The organism is Caldicellulosiruptor hydrothermalis 108 (genome assembly GCF_000166355.1).
Classification (GTDB): Bacteria; Bacillota; Thermoanaerobacteria; order Caldicellulosiruptorales; family Caldicellulosiruptoraceae; genus Caldicellulosiruptor; species Caldicellulosiruptor hydrothermalis.
In genome coordinates this window covers 2,278,472-2,296,757 of the sequence record NC_014652.1, presented here as the reverse complement: position 1 = coordinate 2,296,757, position 18,286 = coordinate 2,278,472, and the positions used below count along the sequence as shown (strand labels likewise).

12 protein-coding genes and 1 tRNA gene are annotated in these 18,286 nt (G+C 36.2%); 7 read left to right on the top strand and 6 right to left on the bottom strand.

What is annotated here, in order from left to right; translation table 11 throughout:
- Window positions 1-2 precede the first annotated feature (2 nt).
- Complete coding sequence (locus CALHY_RS11220) at window positions 3-1,652, bottom strand: EAL domain-containing protein (protein WP_041723456.1); 1,650 nt, start codon at window positions 1,650-1,652, stop codon at window positions 3-5.
- A gap of 188 nt (window positions 1,653-1,840) precedes the next feature.
- On the opposite strand from CALHY_RS11220, the gene pulA reads away from it, so the two are divergent.
- Window positions 1,841-4,318 (top strand): type I pullulanase, encoded by a 2,478-nt coding sequence (gene pulA, locus CALHY_RS11215; RefSeq protein ID WP_013404065.1) that lies wholly within the window; start codon window positions 1,841-1,843, stop codon window positions 4,316-4,318.
- Between the two features lie 77 nt (window positions 4,319-4,395).
- Here pulA and CALHY_RS11210 read toward each other — a convergent pair whose 3' ends face one another.
- Window positions 4,396-5,541, bottom strand: coding sequence for a DUF58 domain-containing protein (locus CALHY_RS11210; RefSeq protein WP_013404064.1), 1,146 nt, complete (start codon window positions 5,539-5,541; stop codon window positions 4,396-4,398).
- A gap of 228 nt (window positions 5,542-5,769) precedes the next feature.
- Between CALHY_RS11210 and CALHY_RS11205 the strand changes: the two genes are divergently transcribed.
- A tRNA-Leu gene (locus tag CALHY_RS11205) sits at window positions 5,770-5,858 on the top strand.
- Window positions 5,859-6,164: 306 nt separating this feature from the next.
- Complete coding sequence (locus CALHY_RS11200) at window positions 6,165-6,581, top strand: bacteriohemerythrin (RefSeq protein WP_013404063.1); 417 nt, start codon at window positions 6,165-6,167, stop codon at window positions 6,579-6,581.
- 60 nt (window positions 6,582-6,641) lie between these two features.
- Here CALHY_RS11200 and CALHY_RS11195 read toward each other — a convergent pair whose 3' ends face one another.
- Complete coding sequence (locus CALHY_RS11195) at window positions 6,642-7,907, bottom strand: hypothetical protein (protein WP_013404062.1); 1,266 nt, start codon at window positions 7,905-7,907, stop codon at window positions 6,642-6,644.
- 163 nt (window positions 7,908-8,070) lie between these two features.
- Here CALHY_RS11195 and rlmD point away from each other — a divergent pair, with 163 nt between their 5' ends.
- Genes rlmD through CALHY_RS11180 form a run of 3 tightly spaced genes read left to right on the top strand, consistent with a single transcriptional unit; the run spans window position 8,071 to window position 10,326 of the window.
- The gene (rlmD, locus tag CALHY_RS11190; protein ID WP_013404061.1) at window positions 8,071-9,426 is read left to right on the top strand and encodes a 23S rRNA (uracil(1939)-C(5))-methyltransferase RlmD; all 1,356 of its coding nucleotides are present in this window, start codon (window positions 8,071-8,073) and stop codon (window positions 9,424-9,426) included.
- A 14-nt stretch (window positions 9,427-9,440) separates the two neighbouring features.
- Window positions 9,441-9,824: a YkvA family protein gene (locus tag CALHY_RS11185; RefSeq protein ID WP_013404060.1), complete on the top strand. Its 384-nt coding sequence runs from the start codon at window positions 9,441-9,443 to the stop codon at window positions 9,822-9,824.
- A gap of 19 nt (window positions 9,825-9,843) precedes the next feature.
- Window positions 9,844-10,326: a methylated-DNA--[protein]-cysteine S-methyltransferase gene (locus tag CALHY_RS11180; RefSeq protein WP_013404059.1), complete on the top strand. Its 483-nt coding sequence runs from the start codon at window positions 9,844-9,846 to the stop codon at window positions 10,324-10,326.
- Window positions 10,327-10,355: 29 nt separating this feature from the next.
- On the opposite strand, the gene CALHY_RS11175 is transcribed toward CALHY_RS11180, so the two are convergent.
- The 3 genes from CALHY_RS11175 to CALHY_RS11165 form a co-directional block, all read right to left on the bottom strand.
- Entirely contained in the window at window positions 10,356-11,714 is a 1,359-nt protein-coding gene (locus CALHY_RS11175; protein ID WP_013404058.1) for a GH1 family beta-glucosidase, read from the bottom strand.
- A gap of 240 nt (window positions 11,715-11,954) precedes the next feature.
- The gene (locus CALHY_RS11170; RefSeq protein WP_013404057.1) at window positions 11,955-14,327 is read right to left on the bottom strand and encodes a GH36-type glycosyl hydrolase domain-containing protein; all 2,373 of its coding nucleotides are present in this window, start codon (window positions 14,325-14,327) and stop codon (window positions 11,955-11,957) included.
- Between the two features lie 25 nt (window positions 14,328-14,352).
- The gene (locus CALHY_RS11165) at window positions 14,353-16,788 is read right to left on the bottom strand and encodes a GH36-type glycosyl hydrolase domain-containing protein (RefSeq protein WP_013404056.1); all 2,436 of its coding nucleotides are present in this window, start codon (window positions 16,786-16,788) and stop codon (window positions 14,353-14,355) included.
- 261 nt (window positions 16,789-17,049) lie between these two features.
- Between CALHY_RS11165 and CALHY_RS11160 the strand changes: the two genes are divergently transcribed.
- Window positions 17,050-18,273 carry a glycosyltransferase family 4 protein gene (locus tag CALHY_RS11160; protein ID WP_013404055.1) on the top strand — a complete coding sequence of 408 codons (1,224 nt, stop codon included), beginning with the start codon at window positions 17,050-17,052 and terminating at the stop codon, window positions 18,271-18,273.
- Window positions 18,274-18,286 lie beyond the last annotated feature (13 nt).

The window sequence follows — 18,286 nt, the reverse complement described above, 5'->3', positions numbered from 1 at the left end:
ATTCAAAACCTCTTTGCAAACTCTATAAATTGGTCTTTTGGAAGAGGTTTTCCAAACAAATATCCCTGTCCAAAATCACACTCAAAAGATTTTAGTATCTCAGCCTGCTGACTATCCTCAATGCCCTCTGCCACAACTTTTAAATCTAAGATGTGAGAAAGGTTAATCAGGCTTTTGGCTATTTTTTGTTCTTTAGTGTCAGTGCTCATATTGGCTATGAAACTTCTGTCGATTTTAACAACGTCAATGGGAAGCTGTTTTAGATAGTTTAAAGAAGAGTAGCCTGTGCCAAAGTCGTCAAGAAAAACTTTAATACCTTTTTCTTTAAAGGTATTGAGCGACTTTATGGTATTTTGAGGGTCTGCCATTGCAACCGATTCGGTAATCTCTATTCCCAAAGAAGTTGGGTCACCTTTTAAGGCTTCAATTGTATAAAGTACGTTATCAACAAAATTTGCGCTTGAAAACTCTCTTAAGGACGCATTGAAAGAAATATAAAAGTTGTGGTTTGTTACTTCTCTGATGCTCTTCAAATCCGCTATGACCTTTGCCAATACCCATTGACCAATTTGTGATATAAGCCCTGTCTGCTCAGCAATTGGGATAAAAGACATGGGTGGTATTATACCTTTTTGTGGATGTATCCAGCGAATGAGTGCTTCTGCTCCGCATAGCTGCATTTTTTCAAGGTCTACAATAGGCTGATAATACAAAACGAACTGGTCTTTTTCAATCGCCTTTCTCAAGTCTGATTCGAATTCAAGTCTCTGTTGAAGTATATTATCCATTTCCAAGTTGTAAAAGCAAAAAGTATTTTTACCTTTTTCTTTTGCGAGGTTTAAAGCTTTATCAGCACTTTTCAACAGGGATACACTATCCTGCCCATCTGAAGGATATATGGCAACTCCCATACTTGGTGTAATGTAAAAGTCATATTCCATTATCTCCCATGACATTGAAAATGAATTAAAAATTTTATAGATGAAGTAATTCAAGACGTTAAAATCAAGAAAATTATAAATTATTATTCCAAATTCATCTCCTGTTAGTCTTGCAACAAACCCGTTATTACCAACTGTGTCTTTGAGTCTTTGTGCAATTTCTTTTAATACAACATCACCAGTTGCATGACCCAAAGTGTTGTTGATTTTACCAAAATTATCTATATCGATACATATCAGGGCAAGTTGCTGGCCTTTGAAATGTGCATCTTTAATAGCCTTTTCAAGTACCAGCATAAAATGATTTCTATTTGGCAGATTAGTTAGCTGGTCAAAGTAAGCAAGCTCTTTTATCTTTTCCTGGTTTTTTGCAAGTTTTTTGTACTGGACAACAAGCTTTTCCTGTGTTTTGGAAAGCTCATCATTTGTCTTTTGAAGTTCCTCGATAGCATTTTGGAGCTTATTTTCAGAAAGGTAAAGCGAATAGATTTTTTTGCGAATCATAAAATACAAAAGGCTTGCAGTGATAAGCACAAAGAGCCAACCTTTAATGATCGAAAAAACAGTAAAAAGCCCTTTCTTTGCAAAAAGAGTTGTTGTTAGCATGTCAGAGACTAAAATCCAAACTGCGCTCACAACTGCATATATTATTGATATTTTAGCTGCATAATTGTTGGCTTTACAGTTTAAATCTTTATTCTTCTCAGACATTTTGTTAATCACCACAGAATCTGTAGGAAATTTTCTTCTCATATTTATACCCAGAAAAAAGAGACTAAAAACATCTTTTGCATATGTATTCTTAAGCTGCAATTTTTTCACTTTCAAAAAGGGTATAAATGATATATAATTTCTGCATATTGCATATCCTATTCTTTAGAAAAAGACGGGTGGTTTTAATGATAGTGAGAGCATATATAGATGATTTTAACGAAATAGTTGTTGTACTATCCCAAATGGTTCACTCTGTAAAGAAAGAAGATTTTAAAGTATTTTTGAATGAAGAAGAAATAGACATAGAAAGAATAGACAAGATAATTCCTCACTCCGACAATCCTTTTGAAGCAGAAATAAGAGGCTATGAGATTTGCGATCAAAAAGGAAAAATTAGATTTGTTTTAAAGGAAGGGCATTTTGACTATCACCGAAAACCGCTCAGAAAACCAGTGTTTGTCATTGGTGAGATGAATGGCTGGCAGATTTCACCCGAGTGGGAAATGACATATTCAAAACTGCGTGGAAGATATGAACTTATAAAGGACTTAAAAGAAATAAAAATTGGACAAAAATTTAAATTTGCAGAAGGTGCAAGCCAGAAGCTTTGGTATCCACCGGGATTTGGTAATGATATTGTAATATCAGAATACTTCGAGAGAGAAGCTGCCTTTACAAATATGATAAGAATTTTTACTTCAAAGAGGCTTTTGCCGAATTTGAAATACAAAATTGTCTACAAAACAGAGCATATCTGGGCAAGACCAAGAGAAATTCTAACAAGACCTGAGTTTTTTTACCCTGGTGAGCTTGGAATAAAATATGAGCCATATTGTACGTACTTTAAACTATGGGCACCCACAGCATACAAAGTAAAGGTTAAGATATTTGATGAAAGCGAAAATTTCAGATTTGAAAAAGAGATGGCTCGGTCCGAAAACGGTACATGGAATATACACCTTACAGGTGACTTGAAAAACCACTACTATCTTTATGAGGTTTGGCATTACAATTATGATGAGGACGAAGGGTTTATTGTGTATGAGGTTCCTGACCCTTACTCAAAAGCTTCTTCTTCAAACTCTCAAAAATCTTTCATATTTGACCCGGCAGATACGCTTATTGAAGGCTGGCAACAGGATGAGTTTGTGAAAACGATAGAAAAACAACAAGATGCTATCATTTACGAGATGCACGTCCGAGACTTTACAATTGATAAAACCTCATGTGTAGATGAAAAATTTAGAGGGAAGTTCCTGGGGCTTTGTCAGCAGAGCTTTTACAAAGAAAAGTTTTCAACCGGTCTTTTGCATCTAAAAGAGCTTGGAATTACCCACATCCATCTTCTTCCGATTTCTGACTTTGGAAGTGTTGATGATAAAAATCCTGATAAAAAGTACAACTGGGGGTATGACCCTGTTTTGTATCAGTGCCCGGAGTACTGGTACTCAACAAAAAGTGGAGGAATTGAGGCTTTAAAAGAGCTGAGAACTATGGTTAGAACTTTACACCAAAACGGCATAGGAGTTGTGATGGACGTTGTTTTCAACCACACGTACCACACAAGGGGCGGTAAGTTTTCTATTTTTGACAAAATTGTTCCAGGATATTTTTACAGGATAGATGACTATGGCGATTATTCAAACGCAACAGGCTGTGGTAATGAGCTTGCGACAGAAAAACCAATGGTAAGAAAATTTATACTTGATACCATAATATACTGGACAGAAGAATTTCACATAGATGGCTTTAGATTTGACTTAATGGGGCTTATTGATGGTCTAACTATGAGAATGATTGCAAGAGAAGTGCGGAAGCGAAATCCTCGTGCCCTCATTTATGGTGAAGGGTGGGTTATGGGTGATAGTTTATGCCTGTTAGAGGAGATGGCAACAATTGAGTCAACAGTACACCAGGGGTATTCTATTGGACTTTTTAACGATAGAATAAGAGACAGTATAAGAGGTGACCTTGATGGCTTTAAAACTGGGTATATGCATGGAAACCTTTCTGATGTTGAGAGATTAAAACAAGGTATAAAGGCAGCTATTGACGATTTTGCAAAAGAACCAGATGAGTGTGTAAATTATTGTTCCTGCCATGACAACTTGACCCTCTTTGACAAGGCACAAAAGACAATGGTTGGTGAAGATATATTCTGGATTGACCGTGCATGCCGCTTGGCAAATGCAATCATTTTAACATCTCAGGGCATTGCGTTTTTGCACGGTGGAGTTGAGTTCAATAGGAGCAAAGGAGGGCATCCAAACACATACAACGCAGGGGATAGTATAAACAAGATTGACTGGAGTTTAAAAGAAAAGTTCTATGACACCTTTAAATTTTATTGTGACCTTATAAAATTGCGAAAAGAACATTTGGCATTTAGAATGCGCTCATCAGGTGAAATAAGAAAATATCTAAAATTCTTGCCAGCACCTGATGGCATTGTGGCTTTTTTGATTTCGTATCCCTATGATGTATGGAAAAAAATTATTGTCGCCTACAATCCTTTTAAAGAAAAAAAGGTAATTACACTTCCTGAAGGAGTATGGAAAATAAAAGCAAATGATGGCATAATATTTTCAGAAGAAAATGAACAGGAAGCAATAGGTAGTTTTGAAATTGCACCTAGCAGTCTTTTCATAGCATATCAGAAATGATATCTTTTTGGTATCCCAAAAAATATTAAGCCGCAGGTGCGAATACAAACATAGAATTTGCCTGCGGCGATTTTTACTTATACTCTGGCGCTTTCTAAAAGATGATGTTTTGCCAGGAAAATTCTTACATTTTCTGATTCTAAGTTTAAAGCTTTCTCATCATATTCAAGAAGAATAATGGTAAACTTAACTCCGAGCGAGGAATAAAGAAGAATAGAGTCTTCCATCTCCTTGTTAACAAATGAGGTAATTATAAAAAGCTCGCGAAAGTTGTAACTTCTTAAGACCTGATAAAGCAAAGCTTCAAAGTAATCGTTCACCTGAATCTTAATATGTGCAAGGGTTTCGAGAATTTTTAGAAGCTGATTTGAATCTTGTGATGGAAGAAGAATTTCAAGTGGCTGCAAGGTTTCTTCATCTATACCATTGCAAACAAAACCAACTGGAATGTGAGCATCCAAGCATTCTTTTGCCAAGCTTGCTGCAATCTTTATTCCAAGTTCAATTGCGTTTTTGTTAAAAACCTCTTTTCTTTCATACTCTGAACTTTGGACATTCAAAAGTATTAAAGCATCACCTGATGAGGTGTATTCGTACTTGTTTACCATCAAAGTATTATACTTTGCAGTTGCGTTCCAGTTTATTCTATTGAAAGAATCAAAAGACTGATACTCTCTTATTCCTGCAAAGTGAAATATATCTTCATAATAATGTCTTTTTACCACAACTTCACCCGAGAGGCTTGAACGGGGCAGAAGATGTTTTTTCAGGTCCAAAAATGCAGGGTAAATGGTAATGTTAGAATTTACATAGTAGCACCTGTCATCCATTGAAAGACCGAAAAGGTCTCCTGTGACAAGATAGATTTTGTCAAGCTTATAAAATCCTCTTTTTGTTGCAACAAATCTGTGCCGTCTTACTATTTGCTGGTAAGGCAGAAGAAAGAAAATGCTGATGTACCTTAGCTTATCTCCCACTACATAATTTTTTGCATTTTCCATGAAAAAGGATGCTGACACTTCAAATTCAGATTTTACCCAAGGAAGTGGCAGGATCTTACCGTTGTATATTCTTTCGACAATGTGAATCTCATCACCTTCAGTCTTTTTGTTCTCTTCAAAGTAGATTTCATACTCTACATTTTTGAGTCCGAACTTTTTAGTTATAAAAAAGTTCAGAGCAAATAACAAAGAGCATATTATAAACAGCCAAAAGGTTTCCATACAAATAACCTCGCGTTTTTTTTGAATTTATTTCTATTATAACCTAACAGTCTGAATATTAAAATTAGAAATTTCCACTTTTAGACCCTTGACTTTTTACCTTGAAAGACGGTAAAATGAAGTTGGTAATTCAATCTACCGGCAGGATTTTATCAAAATCTACCGCTTTGACAACCTCAAAAATTTATGATATAATCAATCTTGCTTGAAAATTCAAAAGGAAAATGTGCCGAAGTGGTGGAACTGGCAGACGCGCTGGACTCAAAATCCAGTGGGGCTCACACCCCGTGCGGGTTCGACTCCCGCCTTCGGCACCATAAGTATTCGCATATAACCCCTTTTTTAAACCTGCAAGGGTTTAAGAAGGGGTTTTTTATTTTTGCTTTTTAGAGTTGAAAATAAATGGCAGTAAATGTTAGAATGATGCTAAAATGGAAGATAAATTCATTAGGGTTAACATAATATTCAAATTTTAAAGTTCATTGATTTATTTATAACTAAATTATGCAAAATATTGGACAAAGCCAGAAAGAAAAAAGATTGTAAGAAGATATGTTAAGAGTACTAATCTAAAGGGTATAAAATATTTTGAAAAATCATTTGAAGTGGAAAGGAGTGAAAAAATGCCGCAAATTGAATGGCTTGACCAGTACTCTGTTGGAGTTGAGTCAATAGACAATCAGCACAAAGAACTATTTGCAAGGATAAACAAACTCTTAGATGCTTGTTCTCAAGGGGAAGGGAAAAAGGTGTTGCCAGAGGTTTTGGATTTTTTAGGTGATTATGTAGTATTTCATTTCTCCACAGAAGAAAAGTACATGAAAGAGTATTTATACCCCCACTATGCTGCTCACAAAAATGAACATGATAACTTTGTTGAAACATACAAAAAGTTTCGAGAGGAGATAGAGAAAGAGGGAGCAGGAGTTGCAGCAGTTATAAAGACAAACAGACTTGTTGTTGACTGGCTCAAAAATCATATCCTTGGTACAGATAGAAAACTTGGAGCTTTTTTAAAAGAAAAGATGCAATCAAAGTAGATAATAGATTTTAAAATATTGTAAAAAGCTGTCCACCGCAAGGGTAGACAGCTTTTTTGTTTATATGCTAACAAGCTTTTTCTGCTTTGTTCTTCCAATTAAGAAATTGTCTTCTTTTCTATTTCTCAAACTTTCAACTGGGTGTGGAGCCATCTCACACCTGTAATCTTCGCCTTTTATTATTTTGTGCTTATCAATTACCACATGGCTTGCAACTGAATTTATATCGTGATTTACTTTGTTTTGGAACCAGAAAAATGTGTGACTATCTGGCAAGTCATTTACGTTTCTCAGGTCCTCTTTGTCAGCTGTGATTTCAACCATCTGTGAAAGAACTTTGCGCACATATTCGCGTGTGTCATGGAACATTAAAAGATTCGGGAACTGTCCGCCAGGGGTGACCTCGTACCAAGATTTGTTCTCATGTTTTTGCAAAAGTTCTGCAGCTTTGTGAAGATGGGCAATTTCAGCATCAAGGTGCATCTCCCATATAGATTTTACATTTGGGTCAACCTCAGATTCGTAAAATGAATAATACAGATAGCATTCTGTGTATTCATGCAAAAGAAGACTTTCGAACCATGTGAGTCTCGGGTCAATCAACGAACCATACTGGGTTACGTGTTCTTCTTCCACTAAGGCTATTTCTAAATAGAGCTGTCTTCCAAGGTCGTTATAATAAGTGTTGCCGATGTTATTATAAAAATTCATTGTCTGCTGCTCACCGGCTGTTATAATGAAAATGTTTAGCTTTGTTCTAATATCTGCTTTTTTGAAATCAACATATCTGCTGACAGTATCATAAGGGTGTCTGTGATGTGCAATTGTCGGCCGACCAGGGATGATTTCAACATAGTTTTTTACCAGATTGTTTGCTTGGATGTTTGAATCCATGTCAAGAAGATTTGCATAGCGATAAAGATGGTCAAAATCTTCAAGCAAAATAAAATCAAGAGTTTGTTTAACATAAGGGTCAGGTTCGTTTTGAGCAAGCCAGGCGGTAAGGTCTACAGCAACGTGTTCGTATCCAATTGTAGTTTCAAGTGGTGTTTCATCAATAGGTTTTAACCAGTTGATATGCTTTTGTTGCATCTGCTCAATTCTTCTCATCATTGCTAAGTCTTGCCTTGTTTGATTGTCAGTGCAGTGACGATGGAACTGATGAGAAAACATCGAGGCTTCAACTTCAATCCCGTTCATGAGAATTATTCTTGTCTTTGTGTAAGGGTCAACTTCATTTTTGCAGTATGACTTGGGATATATTGTTTTCCAGTCCATGAGAAAATTCTCAATCGGCTTTGGCTTTTCTTCAAACGGGTTGAACAATTTTTTCAAACCTCCTTTAGATTAAATGTCGAATGAACAGTAGCTTTTGGATTTTCAATATATATTTTCTCTAAGACTTTATGAAATTATTATTTTCTTGCTATTAAAAAATGGTGTAAAATATTAAAGCGAAAAAAACAAAGAAGTATCAGGGGGAAAAGATGTGGTAAAAAAATCGCAAGAGTATATTGTCAAGATTGACACGCTCAATCACCAGGCACAGGGCATTGCAAGAATTGATGGGTTTGTAGTGTTTGTTGACAATGTTCTTATTGATGAGGTTGTAAAAATCAAAATAGAAGAGGTAAAAAAGGAATATGCCAAAGCAAAACTGGTCGAATTTTTAGAAAAAAGCCCATATAGAAAAGACCCAGAATGCCCTTATTACCACTTATGTGGTGGATGTCATTTAATGCATGCAAAATACCAGCATCAGCTAAGCCTAAAAAAACTTCTTGTTGAAGATGCTTTTAGGCGAATAGGGAAGCTCAGCCCCAAAATAAATGATGTTATTGGAATGGAAAAACCTTTTAGGTACAGAAACAAAACTGCACTTCCAGTAGGAGGAGATTATAAAAAACCCCAAATAGGATTTTATAAAAAGATGACACATGATATTGTTGATATAGATTACTGTCTTATTCAGCATGAGTTTTGCGATGATGTGATAAAAGGTATGAAAGAGATGATAAAAAAGCACAAGATAGAGGTTTATGACGAAAGAAAGCATCAGGGAGTTTTGAGGCACATTGTTGTTAGAAATTCATTTGCATTTGATGAGATGATGCTCATTCTTGTTTGCGCAAAAGTACCAGAGAATTTAGAGGCTATTAAAAAAGACATTTTAGACAAGTTTCCCAAAATTAAATCACTCTATTTAAACTTGAACCCTAAAAGGACAAATGTAATACTGGGTGATGAAGACATATTAATCTGGGGCAGTAGCACAATAAAAGATAAGATAGGGAATTTAACATTTGAAATTTCTCCAAAATCATTTTTTCAGGTAAATTCTGTACAAACAGAGGTGCTCTACAGTCAGGTAGTTAAATATCTGCGTAATATTGAAGCAGAAGTTGTATTTGACATATACTCCGGGATAGGCACCATTTCAATGTTCATTGCTCCTTTTTGCAAAAAGGTTTACGCTATAGAGATTGTTGAAGATGCAGTTGAAGATGCTAAAAAAAGCAGCAAGAATAACAGCATTTCGAATATTGAATTTATATGCGGCTGTGCTGAGATTGAAATTCCAAAGTTATTGAAAAGCGGAATTATACCCCAGGCTGTGATTCTTGACCCTCCGCGAAGTGGATGTGAAAAAGAGCTCTTAGAAAGCTTGATAGAGCACAAGATTTCAAACATAATCTATGTATCCTGCAATCCTTCAACACTTGCAAGAGATGCTAACATACTTTATTCGGGCGGCTATGAGATTTTAGAAGTTCAACCTGTTGATATGTTTCCACAGACATTTCATGTAGAGTGCGTAGCATTGTTTAAAAAAGGCTACAGTTAAAAGAGGTGGATTCATTGAGAAAAAATATAAGAGAAAAAGCAAAATTGTTAAAAAAACAAATTCCGGCTATTTTTTTAGCTATGAAAAGAAGAGATACACCTCTTTTAGCTAAGATATTTGCTTTAATTACCATTGCATATGCCTTGTCGCCAATTGACTTTGTACCAGATTTTGTACCAATTTTGGGTTATCTTGATGATATAATAATTCTTCCACTTCTGGTTACAATAACAATAAAGCTTATACCAGATTCTATTTTAAATGAATGCCAGAAAGAGGCAGAAAATCTTTGGCAAGAAGGAAAGCCAAAGAAATGGTATTATGGTATTCCTATTATTATTTTTTGGAGCTTAATTATTGGAGCGATTATATACAAAGTTGTTAAAAGTATTAGTTAAAAGAGCGGGGGAATTTAAATTGAAAAAATCTGTTGGTTATCTGCTATCTCCAATTGGACTGATAAAGATTGTAGGACAAGACGATAGCATAGTATCAGTGGAGTTTGTTTCACGCAAAGATGAGGGAGAGGTAATAAGCCCTGTTGTAAGGGAAGCTATTTTGCAACTTGAAGAGTATTTTGAAGGGAAGAGAACCACTTTTGAGCTAAAACTTCAGCTGCAAGGGACAGAGTTTCAAAAAAGAGTTTGGAATGAACTTATAAAAGTTCACTTTGGAAGTGTAATTTCTTATAGAGAACTTGCCAAAAAAGTTGGAAAGCTCCAGGGTGCAAGAGCAGTTGGGAATGCTGTTGGGAAAAATCCAGCTGTGATAATTGTTCCATGCCACCGGGTGGTCAAGTCAGATTTGTCCTTGGGCGGTTTTAGTGGTGGGCTTGAAAAAAAGATTTGGCTACTTTCACATGAGGGATGGAAAATAGAAAACGGGCTTTTGAGAAAGTGATTTTTCCAAAAGCCCGCTTCTATTTGTAATTACGAATTTTCCTTTATATACTGCTGATAAAAATAGAAGCTGTCTTTTTTAATCCTTTTTTGAGTTTCATAATCTACATATATAATTCCAAACCTTTTTGTATACCCCATTGCCCATTCAAAATTGTCCATCAAAGACCACACAAAATAGCCTCGCAAATCCACTCCATTTTCAATTGCCTTTCTTGCTGCCTCAAAGTGATGTTTTAAGTACTCCACTCTCTTTTGGTCATGAACTCTTCCATCTTCTACCTTGTCGTTATAGGCAGCACCATTTTCTGTTATATAAATTAGAATTTGTGGATAGTTTTCTTTAATCCACATCAAAAGGTCAAAAAGTCCTTGCGGGAACACTTCCCAGCCCATCTCGGTGTATTCTCCTGCAGGATGTTCCCATCTTATTGGAAATATCCAAGAAGAATTTTCATCGTAAAGCCTGACTGCACGTGTGTAGTAGTTGATACCAAGAAAATCAGGGAAGATGAAATTTTCTTTTACTTCCTGCTGCATCTTTTCGGCTTTTTGGCTATCTAACAAATCTTTTTGAACAAGATAATTTAGGAGCTTTTGTGGATAGCTTCCCTTGAGCACTGGGTCAAGGAAAAGTTCATTGTCAAGCTGGCTGCTGAGGTTTACCATTTCTCTTTCAATTTCGCTTACCTTATATCCAAGACGCTCTGTTTGAAGGTAAACTGGAGTTAAATTTAGTGTAATTCCTACCTCAACATCAATATTGTTTTCCTTTACAGCTTTTACAACTTTAAAGTGAGAAAGCATAATGTTGTGCACGACATCCATCGCAACTTTAAAATCTTTTATTCCTGGTGCGTGAACTCCATGCCAATGACCCAAAAAGGCAATACAATAAGGTTCATTAAATGTTATCCATTTTTTTACTTTATCTTTGTAGCGGTTTATAAGAAGCATTGCATATTCAAAATAATGGTTTACAATTTCCTTGTTTGCCCAGCCACCGATATCTTGTAGCTTTTGAGGAAGATCCCAGTGATAAATGGTGACAACAGGTTCGATACCGTTTTCAACAAGCTTGTTGATGAGTCTATCATAAAACTCAAGACCTTTCTGATTCACAGTACCATAGCCATCTGGAAAGATTCTTGCCCATGCAATGGAAAACCTGTAGGCTTTGAGTCCAAGCTCTTTCATAAGAGAAACATCTTCTTCGAACCTGTGGTAATGGTCACACGCAACATCGCCTGTATGACCGTATAGAATATTTCCTTTCTGGTGAGAAAACCTGTCCCAAATAGACTCGCCTTTTCCATCTTCGTTCCATGCACCTTCAATCTGATATGATGCAGTTGCAGCACCCCACAGAAATCCTTTTGGAAAACTCATGTTGTGACCTCCTTGACATAAAGCTTTTGTTTCTTTTGAAATCAATTACACTCATATCAAAATATATTGCCATATAAAATTTGAGTTTGCAAATAAAAATTTTAAGTGAATATAGCAAAATTTTTAGATGTTTTTCACCAGTAGATGTTTTAGAAAAGAAACAAAAAAAGAGACACACCACTTTAAATATGCAATGGTGTGCCTCCTCTTTTTTGTAGTTTTATTTTCCTGTCTTAAATATTATTTTCCCATTACAACTTCAATTACATTCTCATTGTCAAGCAATTCTACTGGAATCAAATTACTCACAATCTCTTTTCCATTTACTAATATCTTTTTAACACCTTTTGAAATATGGTCTGGATTTGAAACCTTAATGGAAAGTTTTCTTCCTCTGAAAACTCTCTCAACTTCAAAACCGTCCCACTGCTGTGGTATGCATGGGTCAATAATAAGCCCTTTATAGTGAGGTCTTATTCCAAGGATATACTGTGTTGCTGCAACAAATGCCCATGTTGCAGTACCTGTCAACCATGGATTTCGCGAACGACCAAAATAATATGGATGTTCTTTTCCGGTAATAAACTGGGAATAAACATAAGGTTCTATGGTATAGATTTCAGCAATATCATTTTTGTTTGCAGGAAGAAACGACATATAGTATTCAAAAGCATAATCGCCTCTTCCAAGTACAGCCTCTGCAATAATTACCCATGTATTAGCATGACAGAAAATAGCAGCATTTTCTTTTAATCCCGGCGGGAAAGAGGTTACAGCCCCAACCTCTATAATATAATCAACATAAGCTGGCCAGTTTTTGACACACCCATGTTCTGTTGCGAGATACTTTTTGACACTGTCCATTGCCATTTTGCCTTTTTCATCAACAAAAGCGCCAGAGAATACTGACCATGACTGAGAATTTAGGAAAATCTTGCTCTGATCACTTTCTTTTGATCCAAGTTTTTTGCCGCTTGCCAAATACCCTCTTACAAACCACTCGCCATCCCATGTATACTCTTCCATTGCCTTTTTGATTTCATCTCTATAAGCTTTGTACTTTTCAACATCATCAGTCTTTCCAATATACTCAGCAAGTTCTATAAACTCAGATAAAGCCTTGTAATAAAGCTGGGTTGACCATGTACTCTCGCCACCGTCTTTGAGGTTGATACAGTCATTCCAGTCAGCAGCAAGACCAAGCAAAAGTCCATGTTTTCCCCTATGCCTCCATGAAAACTCCAAAGCTTGTTTTAAATGCTCATAAACAGAAGCACTTGACTTGTCCGCATACTCAACAACTTCATCTAAGATAGAAAAATCACCTGTTTCTTTTATATAGTGTGGCACAGCAATCAAAAGCCATAAGTGGTCGTCTGAATAAATTCTCTCACGTGGTGGTATATTATGTTCTCCTTGAGCCCATGTAAGAGGCTGGAAATGATGCATCGCATATCCTTCAGAAAGCTGAGCCTTCAAAAGTTCAATAAGTCTTTTTCTTACCTCTTGAGGGATTGAATGTGCAACGCCTAATACATCCTGTGAAGAATCTCTAAAGCCAAGTCCGTCTCTTCCGCCAGCCTCTATAAATGATGCAGATCTTGACCAGTTAAATGTTGTATGGCACTGATACTGGTTCCATATGTTCAACATCAAATTCATCTTTTCGTTTGGTGTTGAGCATTTGAACTTGCTAAGTCTGTCATCCCAGTACTTTTGCACCTTTTCAAATTCTTTTTGGATATTTTCTTTTGATGCAAATAGTTTTTTATATTCTTTTCCTTCCTTGTATGCATCTCCTATTCCCAGTACAAACACTAAATATTCTTCCTGACCGGGCTGAAGTTCAATTTTTACCTGTGTTGCAGCGCATGGGTTTCCACCTATTGCAATTGACCCAAAACACCTGCCATTTTGAATAGCTTCTGGATTAGCCTCACTGTTATATGGACCAATAAACACATCTCTGTCTGTATCAAAACTTTCAATCTTTTTATTTGTGCATGTGAAAAAAGCTTTTGGTTCATAAGGACTCCAGAGCTTGATAGAATAATCTACAATTTCATCTTCTTTGTTGTAACCCATTCTGCAGGTGTAAAGAATATACTGAAAATCCATCATGTCAAGCATGGAATTCCAAAGACAGAACTCTGTATAAGTAAATACCGATAGTTCCTTTTTCTCACCTGACTCATTCTTGATTTTAACTTCCCAGATTTCAATTGGTTTGTCTACTGGCACAAAGATTTTTAAAGATGAGGTTATGTTGCTATATTTACTTTCAAATATTGAATATCCAAGACCATGTCGACAGATGCTGTTAAAACTTTCAAGAGGCTTTCCAACAGGTTGCCAGCTTATTGACCAGAAGTCTTTTGTCTTTTCATCCTTGATATATACATATCTTCCAGGTCTGCCCATTGAAATGCTGTTAAACCTAAAACGTGTCACTCTTCCAAGCTTTGGGGATTTGTAAAAAGAATAACCTGAAGCATTATTTGAGATTATAAGACAATAGTCACTTGTTCCTAAATAATTTACCCATGAAGTTGGTGTTTTGGGGTTTGTTATAACATACTCTCTGTTTTGAGAATCAAAGTATCCATAATTCATAAAAAATACCCTCCTTAAAATTTTTCTATCCCATTGTCACTTCAACAAAATGCTCTTTGCCATCTGAGAAAGCTGGTATTAAATTGCCAGAAAGTTCTTTACCATCAACAACCACTTTTTTGACACCTTTTGAAACGCCATCAGGGTTTTTTACTTGGATATTGTAAACTGCATTTCTGAACACCCTCTTTACAGTAAATCCTTTCCACTCTCTTGGTATGCAAGGATCTATTAAAAGTCCGTCAAAGTCAGGTCTTATTCCTAAAATCCACTGTGTCATTGCAACAAAATTCCATGCAGCAGATCCAGTGAGCCATGAATTTTTTGCTTCTCCCGGTTTGTATGCATCTTTTCCAGCAATCATCTGGCAGTATACATATGGTTCAAGCTTGTGCACATCGCTTATCTCTTCTCTGTACGATGGTGCGATCTTTGCCCAGTATTCAAATGCTCTGTCTCCTCTTCCAACTATGCACTCTGCTATTATAATCCACGGGTTGTTGTGACAAAAAACTGCTGCATTTTCCTTATAGCCGGGTGGATAGCTTGTAATCTCTCCTAAATGAATTTTATACTCAGTAAATGCCGGCTGAACCAGTACAATTCCATGTTCTGTATCAAGATACTTTTTAACAGAATCAAGTGCAGAGATAGCCTTTCCATCATCAAGTCCTATTCCTGCCATTACACAAAAACCTTGTGTTTCAATAAATATCTTACCCTCATCATTTTCTTTGCTTCCAACTTTGTTTCCAAAGTAGTCATATGCTCTTAAAAACCACTCGCCATCGTAACCATAATTTAAAATTGCCTCTTTCATCTTTTCAATGTGGTATTGTGCATCTTTTGCAATATCTTCTTTACCCAACCTTTCACAAATCTTTACAAATTCCTTTCCAACATAGACAAACATCCCTGCTATCATAACAGATTCTGCAGTTTTGCCGTCCTTGTTATCACATGTCTGGAACGACTCATCAGGGTTTGTTGAAAAAGCATTGAGGTTCAAACAGTCATTCCAGTCAGCCCTGCCTATGAGTGGAAGTCCATGCGGTCCTAAGTTGTTCACAACATGGTAAAATGCCCTTCTCAGGTGTTCAAACATTGAAGCAGCCTTTTGCGGGTCATTTTCAAAAGGAACAATTTCATCAAGAATGGACCAGTCTCCTGTTTCCTTGATGTAATGTGCAGTTGAGAGTATGAGCCACAACGGGTCGTCGTTGAAATTGCTACCTATTTCATTGTTGCCTCTTTTTGTAAGAGGCTGATATTGATGGTAAGCACCGCCATCTTCAAGCTGGGTTGCGGCTAAATCCAATATTCTTTCTCTTGCCCGTTCTGGTATCTGGTGAACAAAACCAAGAATATCTTGGTTAGAATCTCTGAACCCCATTCCTCTTCCTATTCCAGACTCAAAGTATGAAGCACTTCTTGACAGGTTGAATGTTACCATACACTGATACTGGTTCCAGATATTTACCATTCTATCTACCTTGTCTATGCCAGTTAGAACGTTAAACTTGTTCACTAGATTGCTCCAAAATAGCCTCAAATTTTCGAATGATCTTTGGACGTCTTCTGGGTTTTTGAATTTTTCTATCATTTTGTAAGCCTTTTCTTTGTTTATGACGCCTTTTTTGAGCCATTTTTTATCTTCATCATTTTCTACATAACCCAGCACAAATACAAGCTCTTTTGTCTCCCCTGGCTGCAAAGAGATTTTTATCATATGCGATGCAATAGGTGACCAGCCGTGAGCTTCTGAATTAAAACTTTGCCCATTTTCAACTGCCACAGGCGCATCAAACCCTCTGTAAAGACCAAGAAATGTGTCCCTGTCTGTGTCAAATCCATCGATTGGAACGTTTACAGAATAAAAAGAATAATGATTTCTACGCTCTCTGTACTCTGTTTTATGGTAAATCACAGAGCCTTCTATTTCAACCTCACCTGTACTTAAATTTCTTTGGAAGTTTGTCATATCGTCAAGCGCGTTCCAAAGACAAAACTCAATCAATGAAAAGAGTGTCAAATCCTTTGGCTGGGTAGATTTGTTTGTTATCTTAAGATAGTGTATCTCACAGTTTTCATCAACTGGCACAAAAAATGTTTGCTCCACCTCAACGCCATTTCTTCTTCCTGTTATGATTGTATATCCAAGACCATGGCGACATTCATAAAACTCAAGATCTTTTCTTGTTGGCATCCATGAGGGTGACCAGAAATCCTCATTGTCTTTTATATAGAAATATCTTCCGCCCATATCAAGTGGAACATTGTTATAACGGAATCTTGTTATTCTTCGAAGCCTTGCATCCTTATAAAAACAGTAACCTCCAGCGTGGTTTGAGATTAAAGATAAAAAGTCTTTCATTCCAAGATAGTTTATCCAAGGATATGGTGTAAGAGGTGTTGTTATGACATACTCTCTTTTGGCATCGTCAAAATATCCAAACTTCATTTTTTATTAAACTCCTTTCTAAAAGAAAGTCTTTGTTAGCCAATGAACTTATCTTAATTATATCTTTTTTGCCAAACTGCCTACTTTAATTATTTTGCCTTTATTTTGCACTATTTTGACATAAAACAGTCAATTATATCAGTTTGATTTTGGATATTAATAATCAGTCCGAATTGTGATATACTCAATATGGACAATGTTTCGGATTTGTTACAAAGGCAAAGTTTTAGAAAAGTAGTCTTGCAGAGAGGAAGAAGAAAGTTGAAAAAGGTTTGGATATTTAATCACTATGCAATTCCACCAAAAGTTGGAGGAATTACAAGGCATTTTGATTTTGCTAAGCAGCTTGCAGAAAGAGGTTATAGCGTTACCATCTTTGCTTCAAGTTTTGACCACAAACAGAGGGTTGAGATGTTAGAAAAAGGCAAGAAATTTAAAATAGAGGAATATGAGAAAGTAAAGTTTGTGTGGATAAAGACGTTTCCTTATAAAAAGAATGATATAAAAAGACTTTTTAACATATTTTCATATGCCAAAAACCTTTATTTCATTGCAAGAAAGTTTGAAAGGCCTGATGTAATATTGGCATCTTCGTTTCATCCTCTTGCATGGATTGTAGGGTATCTACTATCAAAAAAATTTAAATGCAGATTCATTGCAGAGGTTAGGGACCTTTGGCCCCAAAGTGGTATTGACCTTGGTGCGTTGAAGGAAGAGAGTATAATTGTAAAGCTTTTGAGAAGTCTTGAAAAGTTTATTTACACAAAAGCAGACTATGTTGTAACGGTATTGCCAAAGGCAGACCAGTACATAGAAAGTTTGGGTATTGATAAAAAGAAAGTTGTTCATATTCCTAACGGATGTGATATAGAAAGGTTTGATAGTCTTAAAAGTATTCTTTCAGAAGAAGCGAAAAAGATTTTAGATGAGCATCGAGGATGTTTTAAGGCTTGTTACTTGGGTGCGCTTGGACAAGCAAATGCAATGGAGACCATAATAGAGGCTGCAAAAATTGTCCAGGAAAATGTAGGTGATAGAATCCATTTTTTGATAATAGGTGACGGTCCTGAAAAAGAAAAGCTTGAAAACATGGCAAAGGAGCTTGGACTTAAAAATGTATTTTTTTATTCTCCTATCTCAAAGCTTTCTGTGCCAAGCTTACTTGAGCGCGTTGACATAACACTTGTTTCTATGCACAATCTAAAAGTTTACAGGTTTGGAATATCACTTAATAAGCTTTTTGACTATTTGTGTGCTGCAAAGCCGATTGTTTTTGCGGGAAATGTAGCAAATGATATTGTCAAAGAGTCGGGTGCAGGAATTTCCTGCCAAAGTTATGACAGCAAAGCATTTGCTGAGGCAATATTGAGCTTGTATGCTATGTCAAAAGAAGAAAGAGAGAGAATTGGACAAAAGGGAAGAGAGTATGTTCAAAAGCACCATGATATAAAGATGCTTGCAGACAGGTTAGAAAAAATATTATAAGCGGAGATGGTAG

Bases quoted from the DNA above. Each gene is read 5' to 3' on its own strand.
- CALHY_RS11220 (WP_041723456.1), bottom strand. From the start codon at position 1,652: ATGTCTGAGAAGAATAAAGATTTAAACTGTAAAGCCAACAATTATGCA.
- pulA (WP_013404065.1), top strand. From the start codon at position 1,841: ATGATAGTGAGAGCATATATAGATGATTTTAACGAAATAGTTGTTGTA.
- CALHY_RS11210 (WP_013404064.1), bottom strand. From the start codon at position 5,541: ATGGAAACCTTTTGGCTGTTTATAATATGCTCTTTGTTATTTGCTCTG.
- CALHY_RS11200 (WP_013404063.1), top strand. From the start codon at position 6,165: ATGCCGCAAATTGAATGGCTTGACCAGTACTCTGTTGGAGTTGAGTCA.
- CALHY_RS11175 (WP_013404058.1), bottom strand. From the start codon at position 11,714: ATGAGTTTTCCAAAAGGATTTCTGTGGGGTGCTGCAACTGCATCATAT.
- CALHY_RS11170 (WP_013404057.1), bottom strand. From the start codon at position 14,327: ATGAATTATGGATACTTTGATTCTCAAAACAGAGAGTATGTTATAACA.
- CALHY_RS11165 (WP_013404056.1), bottom strand. From the start codon at position 16,788: ATGAAGTTTGGATATTTTGACGATGCCAAAAGAGAGTATGTCATAACA.